The 18,670-nt window shown below is 61.8% G+C and carries 1 protein-coding gene (cut by a window edge); it reads left to right on the top strand.

The window, feature by feature from the left end; all coding sequences use genetic code 11:
* A protein-coding gene (locus tag NM1_RS15360) for a GNAT family N-acetyltransferase (RefSeq protein ID WP_068019996.1) crosses the window boundary here: on the top strand, positions 1–18,670 show its 3' portion. Its footprint begins 13,130 nt before the window's first position; the window shows 18,670 of its 31,800 coding nt (coding positions 13,131–31,800); its start codon lies beyond the left edge, outside the window; it ends in the stop codon at positions 18,668–18,670.

Raw genomic sequence — 18,670 nt, 5'->3', positions numbered from 1 at the left:
CGATATCAAGGCTGAAGCAGGCTTGGTAGCCCGTGCGTTTCGCGCCGGTCATCTCAAAATCGAAGACCTTACATACAGCGGCGAACCTGCACTGCGTAAGCTGAGCGCCAGAGAAGTCGAAGTGCTCAGTCTGATTGCAGAAGGAATGCCGAATAGGGAAATAGCAGAAGAGCTCAACCTGTCGGAATACACTGTAAAAAACCACATCAAAAATATCCTTGAACTGCTCGATGTTCCGAATAGAGCTGCGGCAGTCGCACGAGCACTGCAGATTGGTGCCCTTCCGCTCTTTTCGCCCGAATATTTGCTGGAGCGGGATATTTCGACGTCACCTGTGGAAACTGTCGAGCAGGCCGCCGATGGTGACGGACCTGGCATCGCACGCACACACGTTCTAGGGGCGCGGGCCGCCCTCGGGGAATTGCTCGGTGCGGACGAAGATCTCGACAGATTTCTCCTCGAACGGTTCGCCCCAGCCGAATCTTGGCAGTGGACTCGGAGAGTAGCACGAGATGATCCGGGATTGTTCGTTGCGAAGACCGCTGACGGTGAGATTGTCGGATTTATCTGGGTTGCCACACGAGACGATGTCGCCGGACTGATAAAGGCTTGGTACGTGCGACCGCGTTGGCATGGCGCCGGCGTCGGAAGCCTCTTGATGCGCAGAGCGCTTAACTATCTCGGTGATGTCGAGATCGAGGTCGGAACAACTTTAGGGACAAAGGCCGTCGAAGTATACAAGAACTACGGTTTTCGGCAGGTCGGCGATTCAACCCACACCGAAAAATTCAACGGCATCACCACGCCCCAAATCGCGATGGTCCGGCCTATTCCTGAGCAACCGTCGGTGTCGGAGGGCGGCGTCGGACCGAGCTCGTCCGAGCCGATCGAAGAGGAACTCCTGTGGGACGGGCTCGACGCCCTGATCGTTTGCCACGAAGCCCGGCAGGAGATGGAGGCTGCGGTCGCTCGTGTGCGGGAAGCGCGTGAGCGGGACCGGCAGGCCCCTCGAGACCGTGCGCTGGAGGAGTTCAACCGTGCGGAGATGAAGTACGCGGAGATGGAGTACGCACCTGCTCAGGAGGATGACAACGAGCATCCGGAGCACGGCGTGCCCGGTCCGGACGAGCAGGCTGCGCGGGCGGAGGCGCAGTCGGCGGTCGATGATTGGAGGAGCCAGGAGCGTAAGGTCGACGCGTTCGCCAATCTGTTGGGCAGGGATCTGCCTGACGGGCTTTTGCCTCGTCAACGCGAGCACCTGCAGCGTTTCGGGGCGGCGGTGGGGGAATGGTATAGGGCGCGCCCCCTCGACATGTCTGCGTCATCGGGGACTGCGTCTCAGGCGCATCGTGAGAACACGCGTTTTCGCGAAGCTACGCGAAAAGTTCGCTCCGCCGCTGAGCGGCTTGCCGCTGATCCCGTACTGCATCCGCTCGCCGAGTTGAACGGTCCGTGGGTGCCGTTGTTCGAAGACCTGACGGCGGACACCGATTCCACAGCGGCGGACAGTGAGCCGCTTGACCATTTCGAACGGAATGTTGGGTCAACGCCCGGCGATCAGATCGACCCAGTCGCGATCCGGTTCGGGCGCGATGAGACCGATCCCTTCGATAACCCGGATGAGCAAAGCCCGGCATCGGGAGTACAGCAGGGACGTGGTGTCGACCGGGCCGTCGCTATCGACCTGACCGGCCTCGCCCTGTCGGCGTCTGACCCTGCACCACATTCACGCCCGCTGGACATCGAGACACTGCGTCTGAAGGAGCTGGCGGGAAGGCAAAATGCTCTGCGGGCCGGGCTTTCGCGGCTACTGAGGTCCTTCGACGCGGCAGGGCTCTCGCCGGAGATGTCGGTAGCGGCAGCGTTGATGAACATGGAAATCAAAGGGCTGAAAGATCGGTTTGGTGACGTAGAGGCATACGGCGCCATGCAGCAGGCTCTGCGGACACTGGACGAAGTAGGCAGCCGGTACCTCACGGCGATGGTGGATCAGGTCTCTGGTCTGGCCTCTATCGCCCAGAATGCCTCGGCCGTCGGGCTCGACATGCCGGTCACTGTGCAGACCTTGCCGCAGATCCGGGAACGCGTGGTTGCCCTATTGCACAACGAGGAACAAGCAGCGGAGCAGCCAGGTGGCAGGGAATTGTCACCGAAAGCTGCGCAGGCTCGCGGAACTCGATTGCGACTACTGCTGCTCGAACTGAGTGAGTTGCTCGCTTCCAGCGATCTGAACGGCGCCGCGCACCAGCTGGACGCAGCACTCACCGCACCCACTGTGCAGGCGCTGCCCGCCGCAGGAGCGCCCGGCGACGGGGTCGAAGATGGTGCCGCGGCGTTGCAGACCCTGGCCGATCTTCACGGCAAGGATGCGGTCGACACCATCGGGGGCCCGATTACTCACCTTTCCGATGCTGAACTGCAGGCACGCGCACATGGGCGGCTGGTGGCTGTTCGGCTGGAATCCCTTGTCGACGCTTTGAAATCCGGAGGGTCGGCCTTGGTGATGGAGAAGGGTCCGGATGGTGAAACCGCGAGGTACGTATTGACCGGCCGCCGGAAGGCGGTTGTCAAGGTGACCCGGGAAGACGGTGCATTGAGTGTGGTGGCCTCCGCAACCACCGACAACGCACCGGGCGGCGGTACACGGTCGGATGCCACCCGTGTATACGCTGTCCTTTACGACCGCGCCGGCCGACCGCTCCACTCGATCGACGCGCGGGTACGCGAATACCCAAATCATGCGGACGCGCCGTCGTCGCTGCAAGCGCGGGACTTCGCGGTGACCATCGAGGGCGGCCAGGTGATGCCGCACTCACGGATTGAACCGCAGGAGTCCAGGCTTTCGGATTTCTTGGTGATCTACTCGGCCATAGTGGAGGCGAGTGGCGAAGTCGTCGATCAGGTACGTGACCTGTGCTCCATGAACGGCCGACTGGTGAAGGAATCGCTGGCGTTGCACCGTCACCGTTCGGCATTGCAGGACGCGGCTGGTCGGTTGGGCCGCGATCCTGACTTGCTCGATACAGCGGATCTGCGAGATCATGGATTGACCGAACTGGTGGAGCTATCGACCACCGTCGAAACGACCCGAGCGAGCCTGCAGAATCTCGGCTTGTGGCTGAAGCGGGCGCTGGGCGCCCGCAGCGCCGTCGCCGCGGGCGGTTTGGCCTCCACTGATGCTCTTGCGGCGATTGTAGTTGCGGCCGGGCTTTCTGATTCTTTGGTCCCCGGACCCGGAGGTCTCGGGCAAATTCTGGTGCCGGTGCGGATGTCCGGTGATGGTGTGATACCGCCGTTCGAGGTGGCTGCGGCACTCGGCCACCGGCCGCACGTGTTCCGTGATCCCGATGCCATCGAAGGGGTCCTGCATGGCTTGGGGTCTGGTGCCATGATGGTGGTCACCGACACCTATCGCAGTTCCGGTGACGTCGACAATTACTACACCTACGTGTTGATCAACGATAATCGTCACATCGTGGTCGTCGAAAATAACGGTTCGTTCGTTCACGACTTCCCGCCGGAAATACGCGGGGGGAGTTTGATATCCAGGCAGGCAGTCGTTTACGACAGGCACAAGGTGCCGATGCTACCGATACCTGACGCGACGCGCGCCGAGCTGCAACGGCTTGCCGAGGAGATGCACCAGCTAGTTCGGCAGCGAGCCGAACAGCTCGCCGCGGCAGCGGCCGGTTTGATCGATGATCCGACCTCGGTACTGCACTCGTGGACCGATATCGGCCAATTGCTCACCCGGCTGTCCGCGGCACCAGTCGAGCAGTCCCGTCTCGACGTTCTTTCAACCGCCGCACAGGCATACGTCCGCGCGCTGGAGCAAAGTATGTTGATCATCGCCGACGCTGATGTCCTACTTACAAGGAATGCCCGGTTGCTGCCCGAGCCGCCTTACGTGCTGCGCGAGAATCCTGAGTGGATTCGTCAAAGGCTGCGAAGTGATCGTGACCTGTTGGCTGCTGAGATCGAGGTGCCGTGGCAGGAAGTACCCGTGCATGTCGACCGGGTTCGGCTGCGGATGGCGGAACTGCTCGGCGTGGAGCCAGACCTGGTGCCTGCGGCGCATGTGCTGTCGCGGGCGGTCGAATTGGTGAATGAGAACCGGTCGCGATGGGGTGAGAGAAATCTTGGGGCGATAGTCGCAGCGGCGTGCAATTCCGAGTGGTCGGCGCGTCTGGTGGGATGGATAATCGGATACGGTCTCTTGGCCACCGAGGTCGAAATGATGTCCGCGGCTACGGACGAGTATGACGCGGTAGCGTTGCGAGCAGCCGTGGAAGAGCGCGAAGAGTGGGAATTCAAGCTGGACGATTTGATCGCCGAGGGATTGCGGGAGGACTCTACCGAGGGAGATCCGAATGTTGCTACCGATGAGGGTCTGCTGCGCAGGATCGGAATAGAGGCGGAGCAATCGCAGCTGGTCGCGATCGCCGATACCGTCGCACAGCTGACCGCGCTGCAACTCCTTGCCGACCGCACCGACCAGGCCGATGTCGACACCTTGGCCGCGAGAATAGACGCCGCCGTGCGGAAACGTGATCTCGCACAGAACCCTCTCCACAACGCTTCCCGCCATGCGGATCTCGAAGTTCGACGACTGGCACGGATACTGTCCAGTTCAGGTCTACGAGTCGGCGAAAACGTCTTTGCAGGACTGTCCACGGCGGCCAAACATGTGGTGGCGCTTGCCGAAATTCGCCGGTATGTCGATCGGCTCGAGGACGCTGCACAATCCCAGGCACGACATGACTACACGCGGTCGACTCCGCTCGAACCCGGGAGACATGAAGCGCTGGAACAGGTTTGGGGCTGGGATGGCAATGACCCGTTCGGTGGATTCGCCGTTGCCAACGCGTATCTGAATACACTACCGGGCGCCCGAACACCTGACGATCCGATCCGGGGCGCCATCGAGACAGTCGACAGCGTGCTGCAGGAAGGACGGCTGACACGACCCGTTGTTCTCGCCATCCAACTGGATACTGAGGACTTCGATACCGCGTTTGGCACGCGACTCCACCGTGGCTTCACCATCGCCTATCGTGTGCCGCCGAACCCGAATGCCGGGGACCTCGAGTATGTGCTTTTCCCCGAAGGCACAGCTTTGTACTGGGACTCCTCACGCAGCGTCTTCGTCGTGCAGAGAGAGTGGGTGAGTCATAAGGAGCGGGAATTCGTCGACAAGCATGGTGCCCCATACCGTTACAGTTTCGCCACGCGGGCCGAGCCTGGTCTGGTTCAGGCCGATGGGCCTTGGCTGGCGGCTGTGGCGGCTGTGGACCCCGTGCCTGAGGCCGTCGGCGTAACCACCCATGCCGACCCGGCCCGGCTGCGGATGGCGGAACTGCTCGGCGTGGAACTGGACCTGGTGCCTGCGGCGCATGCGTTGTCGCGGGCGGTCGAACTGGTGAATGAGAACCTGTCGCACTGGGATAAGAGAAATCTTGGGGCGATAGCCGAAGCGGCGAGTAATTCCGAGTGGTCGGCGCGCCTGGTGAGATGGATAGCCAGATATGGTCTCTTGGCCACCGAGGTCGAAATGATGTCCGCGGCTACGGACGAGCATGACGCGGCAGCGTTGCGGGCAGCCGAGGAACGGCGCGAAGAGTGGGAATTCGAGCTGGACAATTTGATCGCCGAGGGATTGCGGGAGGACGCCACCGAGGGAAATCCGGATGCGGACATCGATGAGGGTCTGCTGCGCTGGATAGGAGTGCAGGCGAAGCAACGACAGCTGGTTGCGATCGCCGATACCGTCGCACGGCTGACCGCGAACAGCTATGTTTCGGCCCCGCCTGGATCAAACCAGGCCACTGTTTCGCCGAGTGTTTGGTCTGGCGAAGAAGTGAATAGTTGTGTGCGGTCGTTGGCGTGGGTGAATAACGGTCAGCGTGTTGAGGTGGTCGGGGTGCCAGCGGGGCCTTTGGAGCTGTCGGGTGGGTGGTTGGTGGGTGCGTTGGGGCCGTCGTTGCGTGGTGCGGTGTTGGAGGGGTTTGCGTGGGATGGCGAGATGACAGGTCATGGCCGGCTTGTTGAGGCGTTGGTTCGTGGTGAGGGTGCGGGGCCGGGGTCGACGGCGTGGGTTGTGGACCGGCGCGTGTTTGTGGACCGGGAAGGGGTGATTCAGCCGGTTGATGAGAGTGGTGTGGGTGGTCATTCGTTTGCGCTGACGTATGTGGGTGAGAGCGGTGACGGGGGTTGGGTTTTCACCGTTGATGGGTGGCTGGTCACGTGTTACGGCCTTGACGATGAGGGGCCGGAGTGGTTCGTCGGTCCTGGGGGCAGTCGGGTGTCGTTGGCGGAGTTGGTGGGTGGTTCTCGGGGGGAGACGGTGGAGACGTGGGCGGCGGTGTGGCGTGGTGGTCGGGTGGTGGAGGGGGTTGGGGATCCGAATCCTGCCCCACCGGAGTGGTCACTGCGGTTGGGGGAAACCACTGCGGACGACGAGGCGGATGAACGTCGCACCTTGGATGCTGCCGAGGACCTTGCCGGGGCGGCACCGGAACGAGTCGAACAATATCTGGCAGATCTAGCCCGGAGAATCGATGAGGCCAACGTCGACGTTGATCCGCTGCCGCCGGATGTGCGCAAGGTCGTCGAGGATGCCGCGCGTCATGCCGCCGAAGTACGTACTGATGCGTTGCGCCCGGCCGGTCACCTCGGTATCGATGTGACGAATCGGTCCGTGCCCGAAATCGCGCGCGACGTGGCGGAGGTGGTGCGCCGCCAGCGGGCACGTGACGAGGCGGTGTTGCGGGGGCTCACCGTTAATGACGCCGCCGTTCGGGTCTTCCTCGATAACGAGCGGGTGCGCACCATGGTCAAACGGTTCGAGACGGCGACCGAGCACATCGATACGGCCAGTTGGTACGCGGCGCAGGTGCGTCAGGCATTGGCCATAGTGGTTGCCAGGACGGTGCTGGAGACCGAGGATGCCGAACCTATTGCGGAGGGCGTTGGATTCGTCTTCGGAGAGTCGCCGCGCGTCGTGGTTGCCTCCCCGCTACGTAATCAGCAGTACCTGCTGGATGTGGTCAAGCCGGGGTTTCGGCAGCAGTGGGAGCAGGCTGGTATCCCGATCGAGTACTGGCGAGTGCAGATCGACGAGTATAGCAAGCTGACAGTCGAACCGGTATCCGGTAGGCAAACCAGCTTCGATCCTGGTATCCGTTACTACATCGACGGGGCGGATATCGCGTGGATGAACAAGCTCCCTGATCAACGTAGCTTCGCGCAGAAGAGGGCCGAAGCCGCCCGGCGAGGCGAGCTTCCACGTGAAGAGATTGAGATCAACGACCATGTCAACGCGTCGAAGAAGATCGAACTGGTCACCTACCACAACGGCTTCCAGGAGATACAGAAGACAGTTCGTCAGATCGAGCACGCCGACGCCGAGGTGCTGGGAGCAGCTGTCCTGCGGGCGGTCGGCGCACCGGCGCCGGAGGTGGTGCGCCTCGGCGAGAAGGTTATTGCCATGGAGTTCATTCCGGGGACCGACGCGAACTCGCTTGGGGAACCGAAGGCATGGCGACGCCACTTCGATACGCCGAGCGGGCGAAGACTCGGAAAGGGGGACTTCCTGATCCATGCATTCGACCGTCACGGCAACGAAAACTGGGGGATCCGTGAACGCCGTGCGGACGTCTTTGGCTACGACAACAGTCTTCTCTTCCTGCCAGACTGGAATATCGACGGGTTCGTCTCGCGCTTCACCGCAGACGGCAGGACACCGATCGTGCACGACATACCGCTGGCCGAACTGGCGGCGGACCGCCGACGAATCATGGATCTGGAGCCCGAATTCGCGCGGTTGAACCGCCAGAACTGGTTCCGAACGGTACTGGACAATTTGACGCTGCTGGAGCAGTCCGCGCAGGAAGTGGCCGTGCCTCCGAACACCGCAAGGAAGGGACAGGCTCTGGCCGAACTAGAGCGGCGCGGCGACCAGTTGGCAGCAAGGCTGCATCTGAATTGCAGATTATCCCCGAGGCAGTTGCGGGAAGACCTCGCGATCCTGAAACAGGATGCCGAAGATCATGGGGAGGATCCGATCGATGTTGTCTCCCTGGATGCTGTGATCAAACTGTACCTACACGCTCAGATGCAACAATGGAGCCCAGAGGATGTTACGGATTCTCTGGCAGAATATCTCGATATGGTGGCGCAACGACTCGACGATCTGGAAGAAGCGGCGCTGCACAGGGATGCCGGTCTAGAGTCCAATGACCGATGGTTGGAGTATTCCGACCGGATGTTGCGACGAGAGGCGCCAGGTAATGTCGCCCAGCAGAGTCCGGCGATACAAAATGGCTTACCGGAAGCCCCTGCCCCCGAAGTAATAAGGAACTGCGCCATCCACATCGGACGAGTTCACAAGGCGTTGGGTGACAATAGAGCACCCCAACCTGTCGACACCGATCCTCGATGGAAAGCTCGGGACAACTGGCGCATCACGGAAGAAACCCTCGGTGCCCAGCTCCGTCCTATGAAGACCAAGGGCGCGGAACCCGTCGGCCTTGCTGTCGAGACCATCCGCAACCCGGACAACAATATCGACCGAGCCGCTATCGCCGTCGACGGACATATCCACTACGTCGTTGAGGTCGAGGGTCAGGTCCTAATCTTCGACACCCTCATAGACGACCTGACCGACCCTGCCGCAGGCAACAATCCAGCAGCCACCCGACGCAAGCAACACCTCCTCCACGTCCGCAACTATGACGGCGACGAAAATGGCGAAAACAAATGGCAACCCTCCTATGTAAAATATAAGAAAGCATTCTATGCCTACTTCACAACAATAAATGGCACACTCGCGCCCGCACACGATCCCGTATCCCGGCGTCGCAAGCACCCAGTCCAACTGCTCGGTCGACCTGACGGTGAACAGGATTCCCCGGATACTCCGAGCTCCTCCGCGGAGAGGGACGACCGGACCCCGAGTGTTGCCCATCACACGCCATCGGGTGATGAGCGCCGAGCAGCTCACAGTGATTCGGCAAGACATCCCCGACCCGGTCCAGATGAGTCCTCGAGGCCCGAGCCGAAGGCGCACGAATCATCTGAGGAGACGGAAGCTCTTGCGCCACACGATGAGATGAGGGGATCACAGGCGGAAGTCGTGCTCGCGGCGATCGATCGGGCTCGTCAGACTTTGCGGCATATCGTGGAACAGGTTGGCCCGGTTCCCAATCCCGACGCGGGTGAGGGCTTGGACTTCGAGCGCTTGAGCGACCATCTGTCCGGTTTGACTGACGATCCGGACTCGGCGCGGGCGAGCGTCTGCCGCGCGCGGGGCCTCACTCGCTACCCGGGCGTGGCCGATCCCGCGCACCTCGAGGAGATCGAAGCTGCGGGTGGCCGCATCTACTATCGTTGCGCTGGCGTCCCGACCGCAACGACCCAAACACCGCTCGGCACAGCGCGATCCGACAGCGACGGTGGTGAGACTGCGAATGCTCGCAGGAACGTCGAGAACGGGACGCGGGTATGGGCGTCTCGGGAACGCGCGCTCCGTCTTGCGGATGGTAACGACGACCTTGTTATAGGTGTGGCGGTGCGTCCTGCCGACATCGCGTCACTGCCCGATATCGATGCACTCCTGGCCATGCAGGAGTTGGTCCTGGACGCGATCATCGCCGCCCAGGAACAGGCGGCACCGGACAACCAGGCACTGATACGGCAATTGGGCTACGCGTGGACGATCTACAGTGATCTGGACTGTTTCGCCGCCGCACTGGGATACCGCGGCTACACCATCGGCGATCCTGCCCGGCCCGAGCACCAGTCGCTGCACGTTTTGGACCCCAGCGTGGTCGTGGAAGCGCAACCCGCCACCGTCAACGGCTCCGATCAGGCGCCGCCAGACTCCGCGGACTCGGATTCCGGCCGTCCGGAGGGGGCCGTACCGCCCGGTCAAGCCGTGGAAAGGTGGCGGCCGTCGAATGTGCACGACACCGACGGCGCTGTTGCCACCCCGAGGCTGCAGAACTGGAAGAACGAGCTGAACGACCGTCTCGATGCACATGCGTTCCGGGAACAGGCGCAAGGGGACACCGATCAGCCGACCGACTATGCGGAACTGTTGATGCAAGAACTCCGGATCATCTGGGAGGAGTATTTCGAGAAGGTTCCGGAGAACAGTATCTACAAGCCGGACACCGAAATTGCATATGTCGAAGTGGTGAGCAGCCCGGAGGCCAATAAGGGCACCTTTGCTGCGAACACACTCGAGTCGCTTCGCGAACTCCAGGAAGCCGTGCTGATCGACTCAGGTGGGGTGCCACGGAGATTCTCGGACGGCAGGATAGACCCGCCCAAATTCCCGGCGCCCAGCGAAGGCTGGTGGTTGCATCTGACAGCGGAGCAGGCAGGGTTGCGGTGGCAGGGTACGGTTCTGGTGGACAGCGAAGCCCTGACCACCCTGCAAAATATGACGAACCTCCAGAAAGTCATAGAGCTCGGACAGCGCCTCGATCTCAGCAGGCTGGGAGACATCAATAATTTCCTCGCGAAGAAGGAGTTCATCGATGTAGGTGCGCTGTTGGACGAGGATCAACGGCAGGCTATCGCTGATCTTTTGTACGAGGACAGCACACTGCTGGTCACCAGTAGGCTATTGGAGGGCGGCGGAGACCCCGTGAACGTTGCCGTCTTCTGCACCGACGTGCAGCCCCCCCGCGTGCTGGGGATGGCTGAGAAAAATGCGCCCACGATCGGAAATATTGCGATATTTACGCCAGGCCCGCCTCTGTCTGTATTTCTGGAGGACGGACTATTCACAAAAGCGTATTCTTTCGACCCTGAGGATTTTCCGGATCAGAAATTCAATCTCGAATCGATTGTTTCCGAAATTAAAGGACTGGAGGACTACGCCCGTAAGGGAGTAATCCTTCCACAGCATATGCGCGAAAGGGCGCGCAGAGCATTAAACTACATCGGCACCTTGTTCCCGCTGGTGTTCCGGCATGACCAGTCGAATCTGCTGCAGAATGTGTTCGACGGGGAGCAGCTGACAAAGTTGCTCGTAGAGGGGCAGACGTTCGAGGACAAGAAGGCCAAGGCTCTCGAGAAGGTGAAAGCCGACATCGACGCGCGGACGCCGGCGCGGGTAGCGCGCGTTTGGCGTGAATACGGCACACAGGCCTTCGACGTCCTGAGCAGCGGGCGGGACGGTCATTGGATGTCGGAATTCGCCGCCTGGGCCGCGGATCGGTACGAGTGGGCCACTGGGTTGACCTCTGCGACCGCAATGGACTGGGATCGTGCTCTGGATTCGCTCGGCGAGCGTGACTGCCGACTCGTCGGTCGGCTGTTCCTGCACCTGTTCTACGAGAACCTCGAACAGCTCGAGGACGAGCTGACAGCTGAATCCGAGGCCGCGTTGCAGCGGCTGACGCACCTGGTGACCTCCCCGGACACCGCACCGGCGCCGACCGTGCACCACGTCAACTGGGAGGCCGATATTCGTCCGCTGCTCGGCGACCGAATCGCCGAGGAGTGTGTGGTGCTCGGAACCACCGCCGTCGCCGCTGCTTTCGGCCGTACCCCAGCGGCACCGGGGGGTGTGGAAATCTCTGTCTCCGACGCCGACTACCGGCATCTGTCAAGACAGCCGGAATGGTCGAAGCAGCAGTCGGCTGACGGTGCGGACTGTCTGGTCAATGGCAACTGCACCGTGGTGAAGGGTACGGCAGCAGATCCCTCACACGCCGGTGTGCGGAGCCGCTCATGGCGCACACCCGGCGGATTGCATGTCGCCGGACTGCCGGATATCTACGCCCAGCTGCAGGAGCGGGACACGGTGCAGGATCGGCATGACGCCACCGAGATCCGGCGCCGCCTGCTCGATCCCGGTGAACCTCCGCTGCACCCACAGGTCCTGGTGCACCAGGTCGAGGCCGTGGAGCGAGTGCTGTCCAACGTGTCATTCGATGACGATCCCGACGCACATCGTGCGATCCAGTTGGCGGCCAACGGTTTACACATCGTGTCCACGCTGTACGGCGATCCGAGGATCGGGCGGGTAAACCAGATCATCGGAGATCTCGAACTTGCAGAATTCCGAGTCCCCGCGACTTACCACAACGGCTTCGACTTGCTACACGATGTAGAGCATCTGTTGCGGCATCTGGTCGTTGGCAACTTCAGTCCGCAGGAATGTCTGGATGCGGTGATCGCCGAGACCTACAGCGACTCTGTCTACGGTAACGGCCGGGGCGTCGACGAAGGACGTTCGGCCGCTCTGGCGCGTGCGCACACTAGAACTCTCGGTTTCGACTCGAGCAGAGCCGACCGTATACATGCCATGGTCGTCGGCACGACATTCGATGAGGACCCCCCAAGCCAACGTGGCAAAGACGATCCGGACCCACTCGTCCAAGCGATCGCCGGAGTCGATCTGCAGACGCTCGCTGACCCGGAATACCTGGTGGGCATTATGGCGCTGGCCATCGAGGACCTGACTTCCGAACGCTACCCCAGGGGTCGCCGAGTGCTCGGCCGTGCGCTGGCGGACGCCAACCGGCGCATTCGCAGCATTGAAGAAGGCATAGCCATCATTGATGAGCTGGCCGACCATCGCCCGATGATCGACGATAGACCGTCGGAGCAAACGGTAATGGAGTCATTTGCGCGCAGACTCATAGCGAACGCGGGATTCAGTGACCCTGCCACCGGCCACGAGTATCCGCCGACGTGGACGCTGGACAATCCCCAGCTCCGCGCTGAGAACGCTCAGATGGCCCGCAGGCTTGGTGGGCAACTGCTCAGACGCGACGAAGACGAAACAGCGACCGAAGCTTACGCAGCTGCCAAACGGTTCGCCGCCGCCTTCCGAGAGCGGCAACTGGGACCGGACACCCCCGGCGCGTCGGGGCCTTCGGTTCTGCCCCTTCGCAACGCAGGGGAGGCTCGACGACGAGCGGACCAAATCAGTCTGCGTGTGCCCGCTGCGGAACTCCGAGCGGAAGAGATGCCTGAGCCGCCAGTCCCGTCGGCATCGCGACATGCGGAGAATGGCTTGGATGAGCATGGGTCTCCGGACCCTGACCCCGGCGCGGCGATGGCGGCGATACGTCCTGAACATGTAGTGCCGCAGGCGAATACGGGTCTGATTCGAGACATTCTCCCGGATTATGTGTACACCGTTGAACTTCGTGGAAGCGGTTCCGCTGGCGACGTGGCTAGCTGCGCCGACCGAGCATCGCAGGATCTCGGTCTGAGGAAGGTGCTGATAGGGCCGGATGGTGAACCGCAGTGGCCGCGGGGGCTGATCGGAGCGACCGCCCGGACGGAGGGGTTCGCGGGGGTTGCGCTCGCCGATGCCGCGGTCTTTCGAACCATTGGTCTCGATGCCAAGCCGAATGTCGCGGTTCCGCAACACATGGTGACCGCCGCCATCCGGGATGACGAGCAGGCTCGGATCCGCGAACTTGCCGAGGAGAACCCGGAGGTGCACTGGGACCAGGTTGCGCTTTCGGCCAAGGACATCGCGCTTGACATCCACCATCGCTCGACCGGACAGCGGCTGCGCCGCGATCAAGTCGAGATCGTACTCGAGCGCGATGCCACGAACCCCTTCACCGGCATGTTTCTTGCGGAACTGCGTGACACTGCGGTCTCCGATCAGCCGACGCAGATCGTCATCGGAACCTTTGGCATCCGTGACGGCACCGTTGTCACCGCTGTGCTGCAGCGGCGGGACGAGGACGATGGCGACTTTGCTGATTCCCGCGAACCAGGCCCGGAGTCCCATACGGTAGCGACGTCGGCAGCTGGGGCGCAGGATGGTCCAGGTGCCGGGGGCAGTGCGGGTCCAGCGCTGAATGCTGTTTCGGCGACTACAACGCCAAGCCGTTCGGCGGGCACTGGGCGGACTCCGTGGACTCCGGGCGCGTCGACAGGGTCCGACGCATCTGCGCAGCCGGACACACCGGCAGCGATCGCCGACCGAGGCGGTCTCTCCCCCCGGACGGGCGCGACGCCCTGGTCTAATGTGCGGAGGGAAGTCCTCGCACCCGGCGGCACGGCGCAGCCGAATTCGTACGAGAAGACCAAAGGACCATCGGCCACCGAACAGGGTCCGGGTCGTGACGCTCACTCCACCTACGGCGATGGTGGCAGCGCGCTGGTGCCTCCGCGACCGGGCGACAGGCGCCAGCAGCCACCGGCGGAGAAAGCTGGCCGACCATCGCCGTGGGGAGGTTCCTCACAGGCCGAATACGTCTCTGGCGATCGAGGACGGGACGGTGAGGTAGGGCGGCGAGAGCTGTTACTCCCGGATAGCCCTCGCACCCTCGGGACGGTATATGCCACGGGCGGTGCTTTCGGCCGTGCACTGTCAGGCGGCGGGCCAGTGAGGTGGCCGGGCCATCCGGAGGATGTGAACGCCTTGACGGAACTGGCCGACAGAATTGAGGAAAACATAGCGCTCGTAGCTGACCTCAATACAGCGCTCGGGGTGAGACGGAGGTGGGCAAAGGAATTCGCTCCCCACATCGAATCGCTATCCGGAGTGAGCCAGACTGCGGAACTCTCAGAGGTCAAGCGATGCTTCTCGGACCTGGCGAAGAACGAAGGTCGAATCCGTGAGCTCGTGAGTGGAAAACCCCAGCTCGTCGACGGCCGGATGGTGGGCTGGCGTCACGGTCTCCAACTGAATTCGGTCATGGGCAAGGAAGCCGAGCGGCGAATCCGGTGCCTGCGAATGGGAAGGGACCCCAGGCTGCCGAGATTCACCCCGCTGATGATGTACTGGCTCGAGGGCTACCGTGCGCTCGACCAGCATTCGGACCCCGCGTTGGCCTATGCGATCGAATGGATGCATAATGCGAAAATTGGCGGTATCCAAGCCCCTTCTCGCAAGATTACAAGGGTTCGTGCCAGGTTGACTGAATCGCGGTCTGTGATCGCACGTTTTTTTGATCTAGATCAGTTTCCGCAGCCCGATCCGCAGAGTGCGCTGAATCCGGAGAAAGGCATCACCTTCGAGGTGTCGTTTTTTTCCGACCGCTGGTTCTTGACGGCGGGGCCTACGATACCGCTTCGTACCGAAGAGTTGCCGGACGGTGAGGTAGTGCGGGCCGAGTGGATCGAGAAAGAGCAGTATGTTCTCACAATCGGCAAGAATGCCAGCCGGGAAGAGATTCACGATCAAATGGACCAGCGAATCCGATCACTCCTCAGCAAGGGATATAAGTCTCGGCAGCCGAGTCCGAAGGCTTTTGCGCTTCGCAATTCGATTATCGCGGCCGCGGAGACCACAGGAATCGTCTCGGGAACTCTGGTGTCGGCGTTGCTCGATCTCGATCTCGGTCCTTTCTGGTGGGCGGTGGCCGGTCTATTGGCAGGCAGTGCGGTGCGCCACATCGGTGAGATACCATTCAAATACGCGGCGGAGACCCGAAAGATACAGCGGGTAACGCGGGCCGAGGTCAACGAGGCCGTGACAGCGGGTGGAATACCGCCGCCGGCATGGAAGGTTGCCGAGTCCCAATATCAGATTGCGGAAGTATTCGAGCCGGTCAGGAAAGCTCTCGGCCTGGTGCCGCTGGACTTCAAGCCGCCGGGGGATGGGGATGCACAGCAGCTGTCGGAGGACGATCAGACCCGGCTCAAGCAGCGGGCAGAAGACACGATGCGTAGGGTCATTCAGGCGGTGAGAGAGGACACCCTGGATCTACTGGTACCGGCACTGGGGAAAAACCGGTCGCTCAAGCCTCATTTTGAACTGTTGCGGGGCACCCCGGGGCCGGATGAGGAGGCCGGTACGTTCAAGATTCCGATGCTGGGCAATCAGCTTGCCAAGCAGTTGATCCTCTCTGTTCAGTTCGGGGTTCGCGATCCGTCTGAGGGTGACGGAGGGAATACTCTTATCGTGTCTCGCGACACGGGTGGAGACGGCACGGATCGTCTCGACACGTTCGACTTCACGATTCTCTTGTCACGGAAGCTGGCCATGGCGACCGACGAGGAACTGGCGCGAACGATCCACCTGAGGCTGGGCGGTTTGCTGGCTACGGTCGGTAGCGCATATGTCGAACTACCCAAACTGGGAGAAGGGGCGAAGCAACCGGCGATCGTGAGTGCCATCAACGCCCCTGCCACGCTTGTATTGGCGAATATACTTGGGGTCGCACCGCTTGCGGCACCCATTATCCTGGCACGGTTATTTGGTGAATTCGGTGCGATCCCTGTGGACCTGTGGGTCCAAATGGCAAGGATCTACACGAGAAAAGAAGTCTTCTATGATGTGCAGAGGCGGCTGGGGGGCGATATTTCCACCGGGCTGAGTCCGGCCCTGATGCGAAAGTCTCTGAAGCTGAACCGTGCTCAGCGTGAACAGTGGCAGGCGATTTTTTCCTCTTTCGGAGTGCCTGTGGGCCCCCAGTCCACGGATATGCTCGCGGGTGGTGAGGATATCCTCGCGGTGGTAGCCCGTAACTTCCGGGAATGGGTCGAAAGGCATGAAGGGATTGACGGTGTAAGGGTCGAGAGCCTCAGCGAGATGGCGGTGGACGAGATTGCGGGCGTTCCGCGGAAGGATGTAGCCGGCGGAGCCGATAATGTCCAGGTGGTCACGATTCGCACAGAAATGGATGATGGTCGTCCGCTGGAAACCCATTTCGCCCTTTCTGTCAACACGGACAGGGAATACGACGTGCCGCTGGTGTCGTTGGCGGGTGCCAGCTACGACCGCAGCGCGACGTCGACCGGGGGCTTGCGGCATCGGCTCATCGACGCCCGGCTGCCTGCACCGTGGCGACAACACTTGTGGGAGACCGACCTGGAGAGGGTGCATCACACCCTGGGTGATGTGCTCGCTCGCCAGCGGTTGATGCACGGCGTGCCGGTAGAACAGCTGATTCGACGGGGGACGCTGCGTGCCCTAGGTCAGGACATAGCACCTGGGTTGCTCGCCCTGTTCGGCAACCCCGCGCTCGCCCTCCAGGGACTCACGAACGGGGGGATCACCCTGACGAACGAGTTTCTCGACATGATCCTCAACACGGCGGAGGAGCAGAGCACCTTGAGGAATCGGGGGAAGGCCTATACGCCGCCCCGGGGCACCATTCGTACGCTCCTCGAAGATTGGGAACTCTCGCTTCGCCAAACCAACAGCATTATCTGCGCGGCTGCAGCACGGCTGGAACAGCGTGCCAACGCGCACAAGGACAGGCCCGAACTTCGAGAACGCGCTGACGAGTGGTCCAAACCTGCTGTGATGGCCGCCCGCCCGCTGCGAGAACAGGTTGAGGACGCCGTGAAGGTGCTGAAACAGGCGAAGGGCGACGTCGAATACAAGGTCGATATGGACGGGATCGGCAGGTCCGGTGTTGTTCAATTCGATATAGCGCGTTCTGGAAATCTGCCGCCACGTCGGGTGTTTCTGCTGATTGTGCTGGGTGTTCCTGGCGCGGGAACCATGATGATACCAATTTCCGAACAGTACGCTTCCGTGGGAATGCTCGTCGTGGTCGACCATGAGGATGTACCGAGATTGCATGACCTGTTCCAAGCCTGGTTGACGGAATGGCATGCTTCCCCGTTCAGCGAGATGCTTGCGCGATCGCGTGGCTACGACGTAGGGGTAGCGACGGGCAGTGCAGGCGTGGAGCGTGGGCTCGCCAGCCGAGGCCAAGGAGGATCCGGTGCTGGAGACGCGGCACTGTTGGGGGCCGGTCTCGTCGACGGTATAGCGCAGGCGTGGATAGATCGTCAGTATGACGACAAGACGACGTGGGCCGTTGAGAAGTTCGAGAGAATCGCGCATCACGACATCGTGTATCCGCCAAAAACTGTCGAGATGGTCATTAACCGGCTCCGCCGGGAACGTGAGAGCCTGCTGCGAAAATTGGTAGCCGACGTCGTCGCTGGCGACGAATTGGCGGGCATTGCTGTCCCCGGAAACATGACGGACGTGCTCGACGTTCTTCGGCGAGATCCGGAGGAGATCCCGGACGATGGCGCTGCGCAGCAGGAGCAGCGTGCCCCGCGGGGAATCGTGAAGAAGGGAACGGCGGACCCGTCCGAGCAACTGCGGCCTGGTTTTTTCCCTGGCCGCGAGGAGTGGAAGGAACGAGTATTCGGGTTCGCCGAGCACGGTGCGGAAGCACTGGGTCGGCAGTTGGGAATCTCCGCCGGGGATGTGCGCTCGATGCTCGCCGAAGTAGAGGACCGCACCCGGCTACTCACCAGCCGGGAGGCGGTCCCCGCAGAGCACTGGTTGCCGAAGGAAGAGCGCCGGTTGAAGCCGAATGTGGGTGAGTCCCTAGTCGACTGGCGGACGAGAACGATCTGGTTGGCGCCGCAGCCGCGGATCGAAGACATGGCCGTCACATTGTGGAAGCTGGTGCTACTGCTGCGGCGAGGCGCGCCGGTGGACGAAATGGGGCCTGACGATACTCCCGTGGAGGTCGCGGCGCGCCGGGCGGAGGAGGTTAATGAAAGCCTACGGCCGTGGCTGGCTGAAATACGGGAGTTGTTCGGTGACGAGGTATCGCTGTCCATAGTAGACAGTCTTGAAGGGCCATCCGGACCTGATACCGCGGAACAAATTCGAGGGCTGCTACGTGACCGGGAAACATATGCAGAACAGTTCGATCAGGATATACGGGAAGGGAAGCTGACGGTGGAGTTGGACCTCCGGCTCAGTTGA

It is taken from the genome of Nocardia mexicana NBRC 108244 (assembly GCF_001613165.1).
Taxonomy (GTDB): Bacteria; Actinomycetota; Actinomycetes; order Mycobacteriales; family Mycobacteriaceae; genus Nocardia; species Nocardia mexicana.
This window is presented reverse-complemented; position numbering and strand designations above follow the sequence as displayed.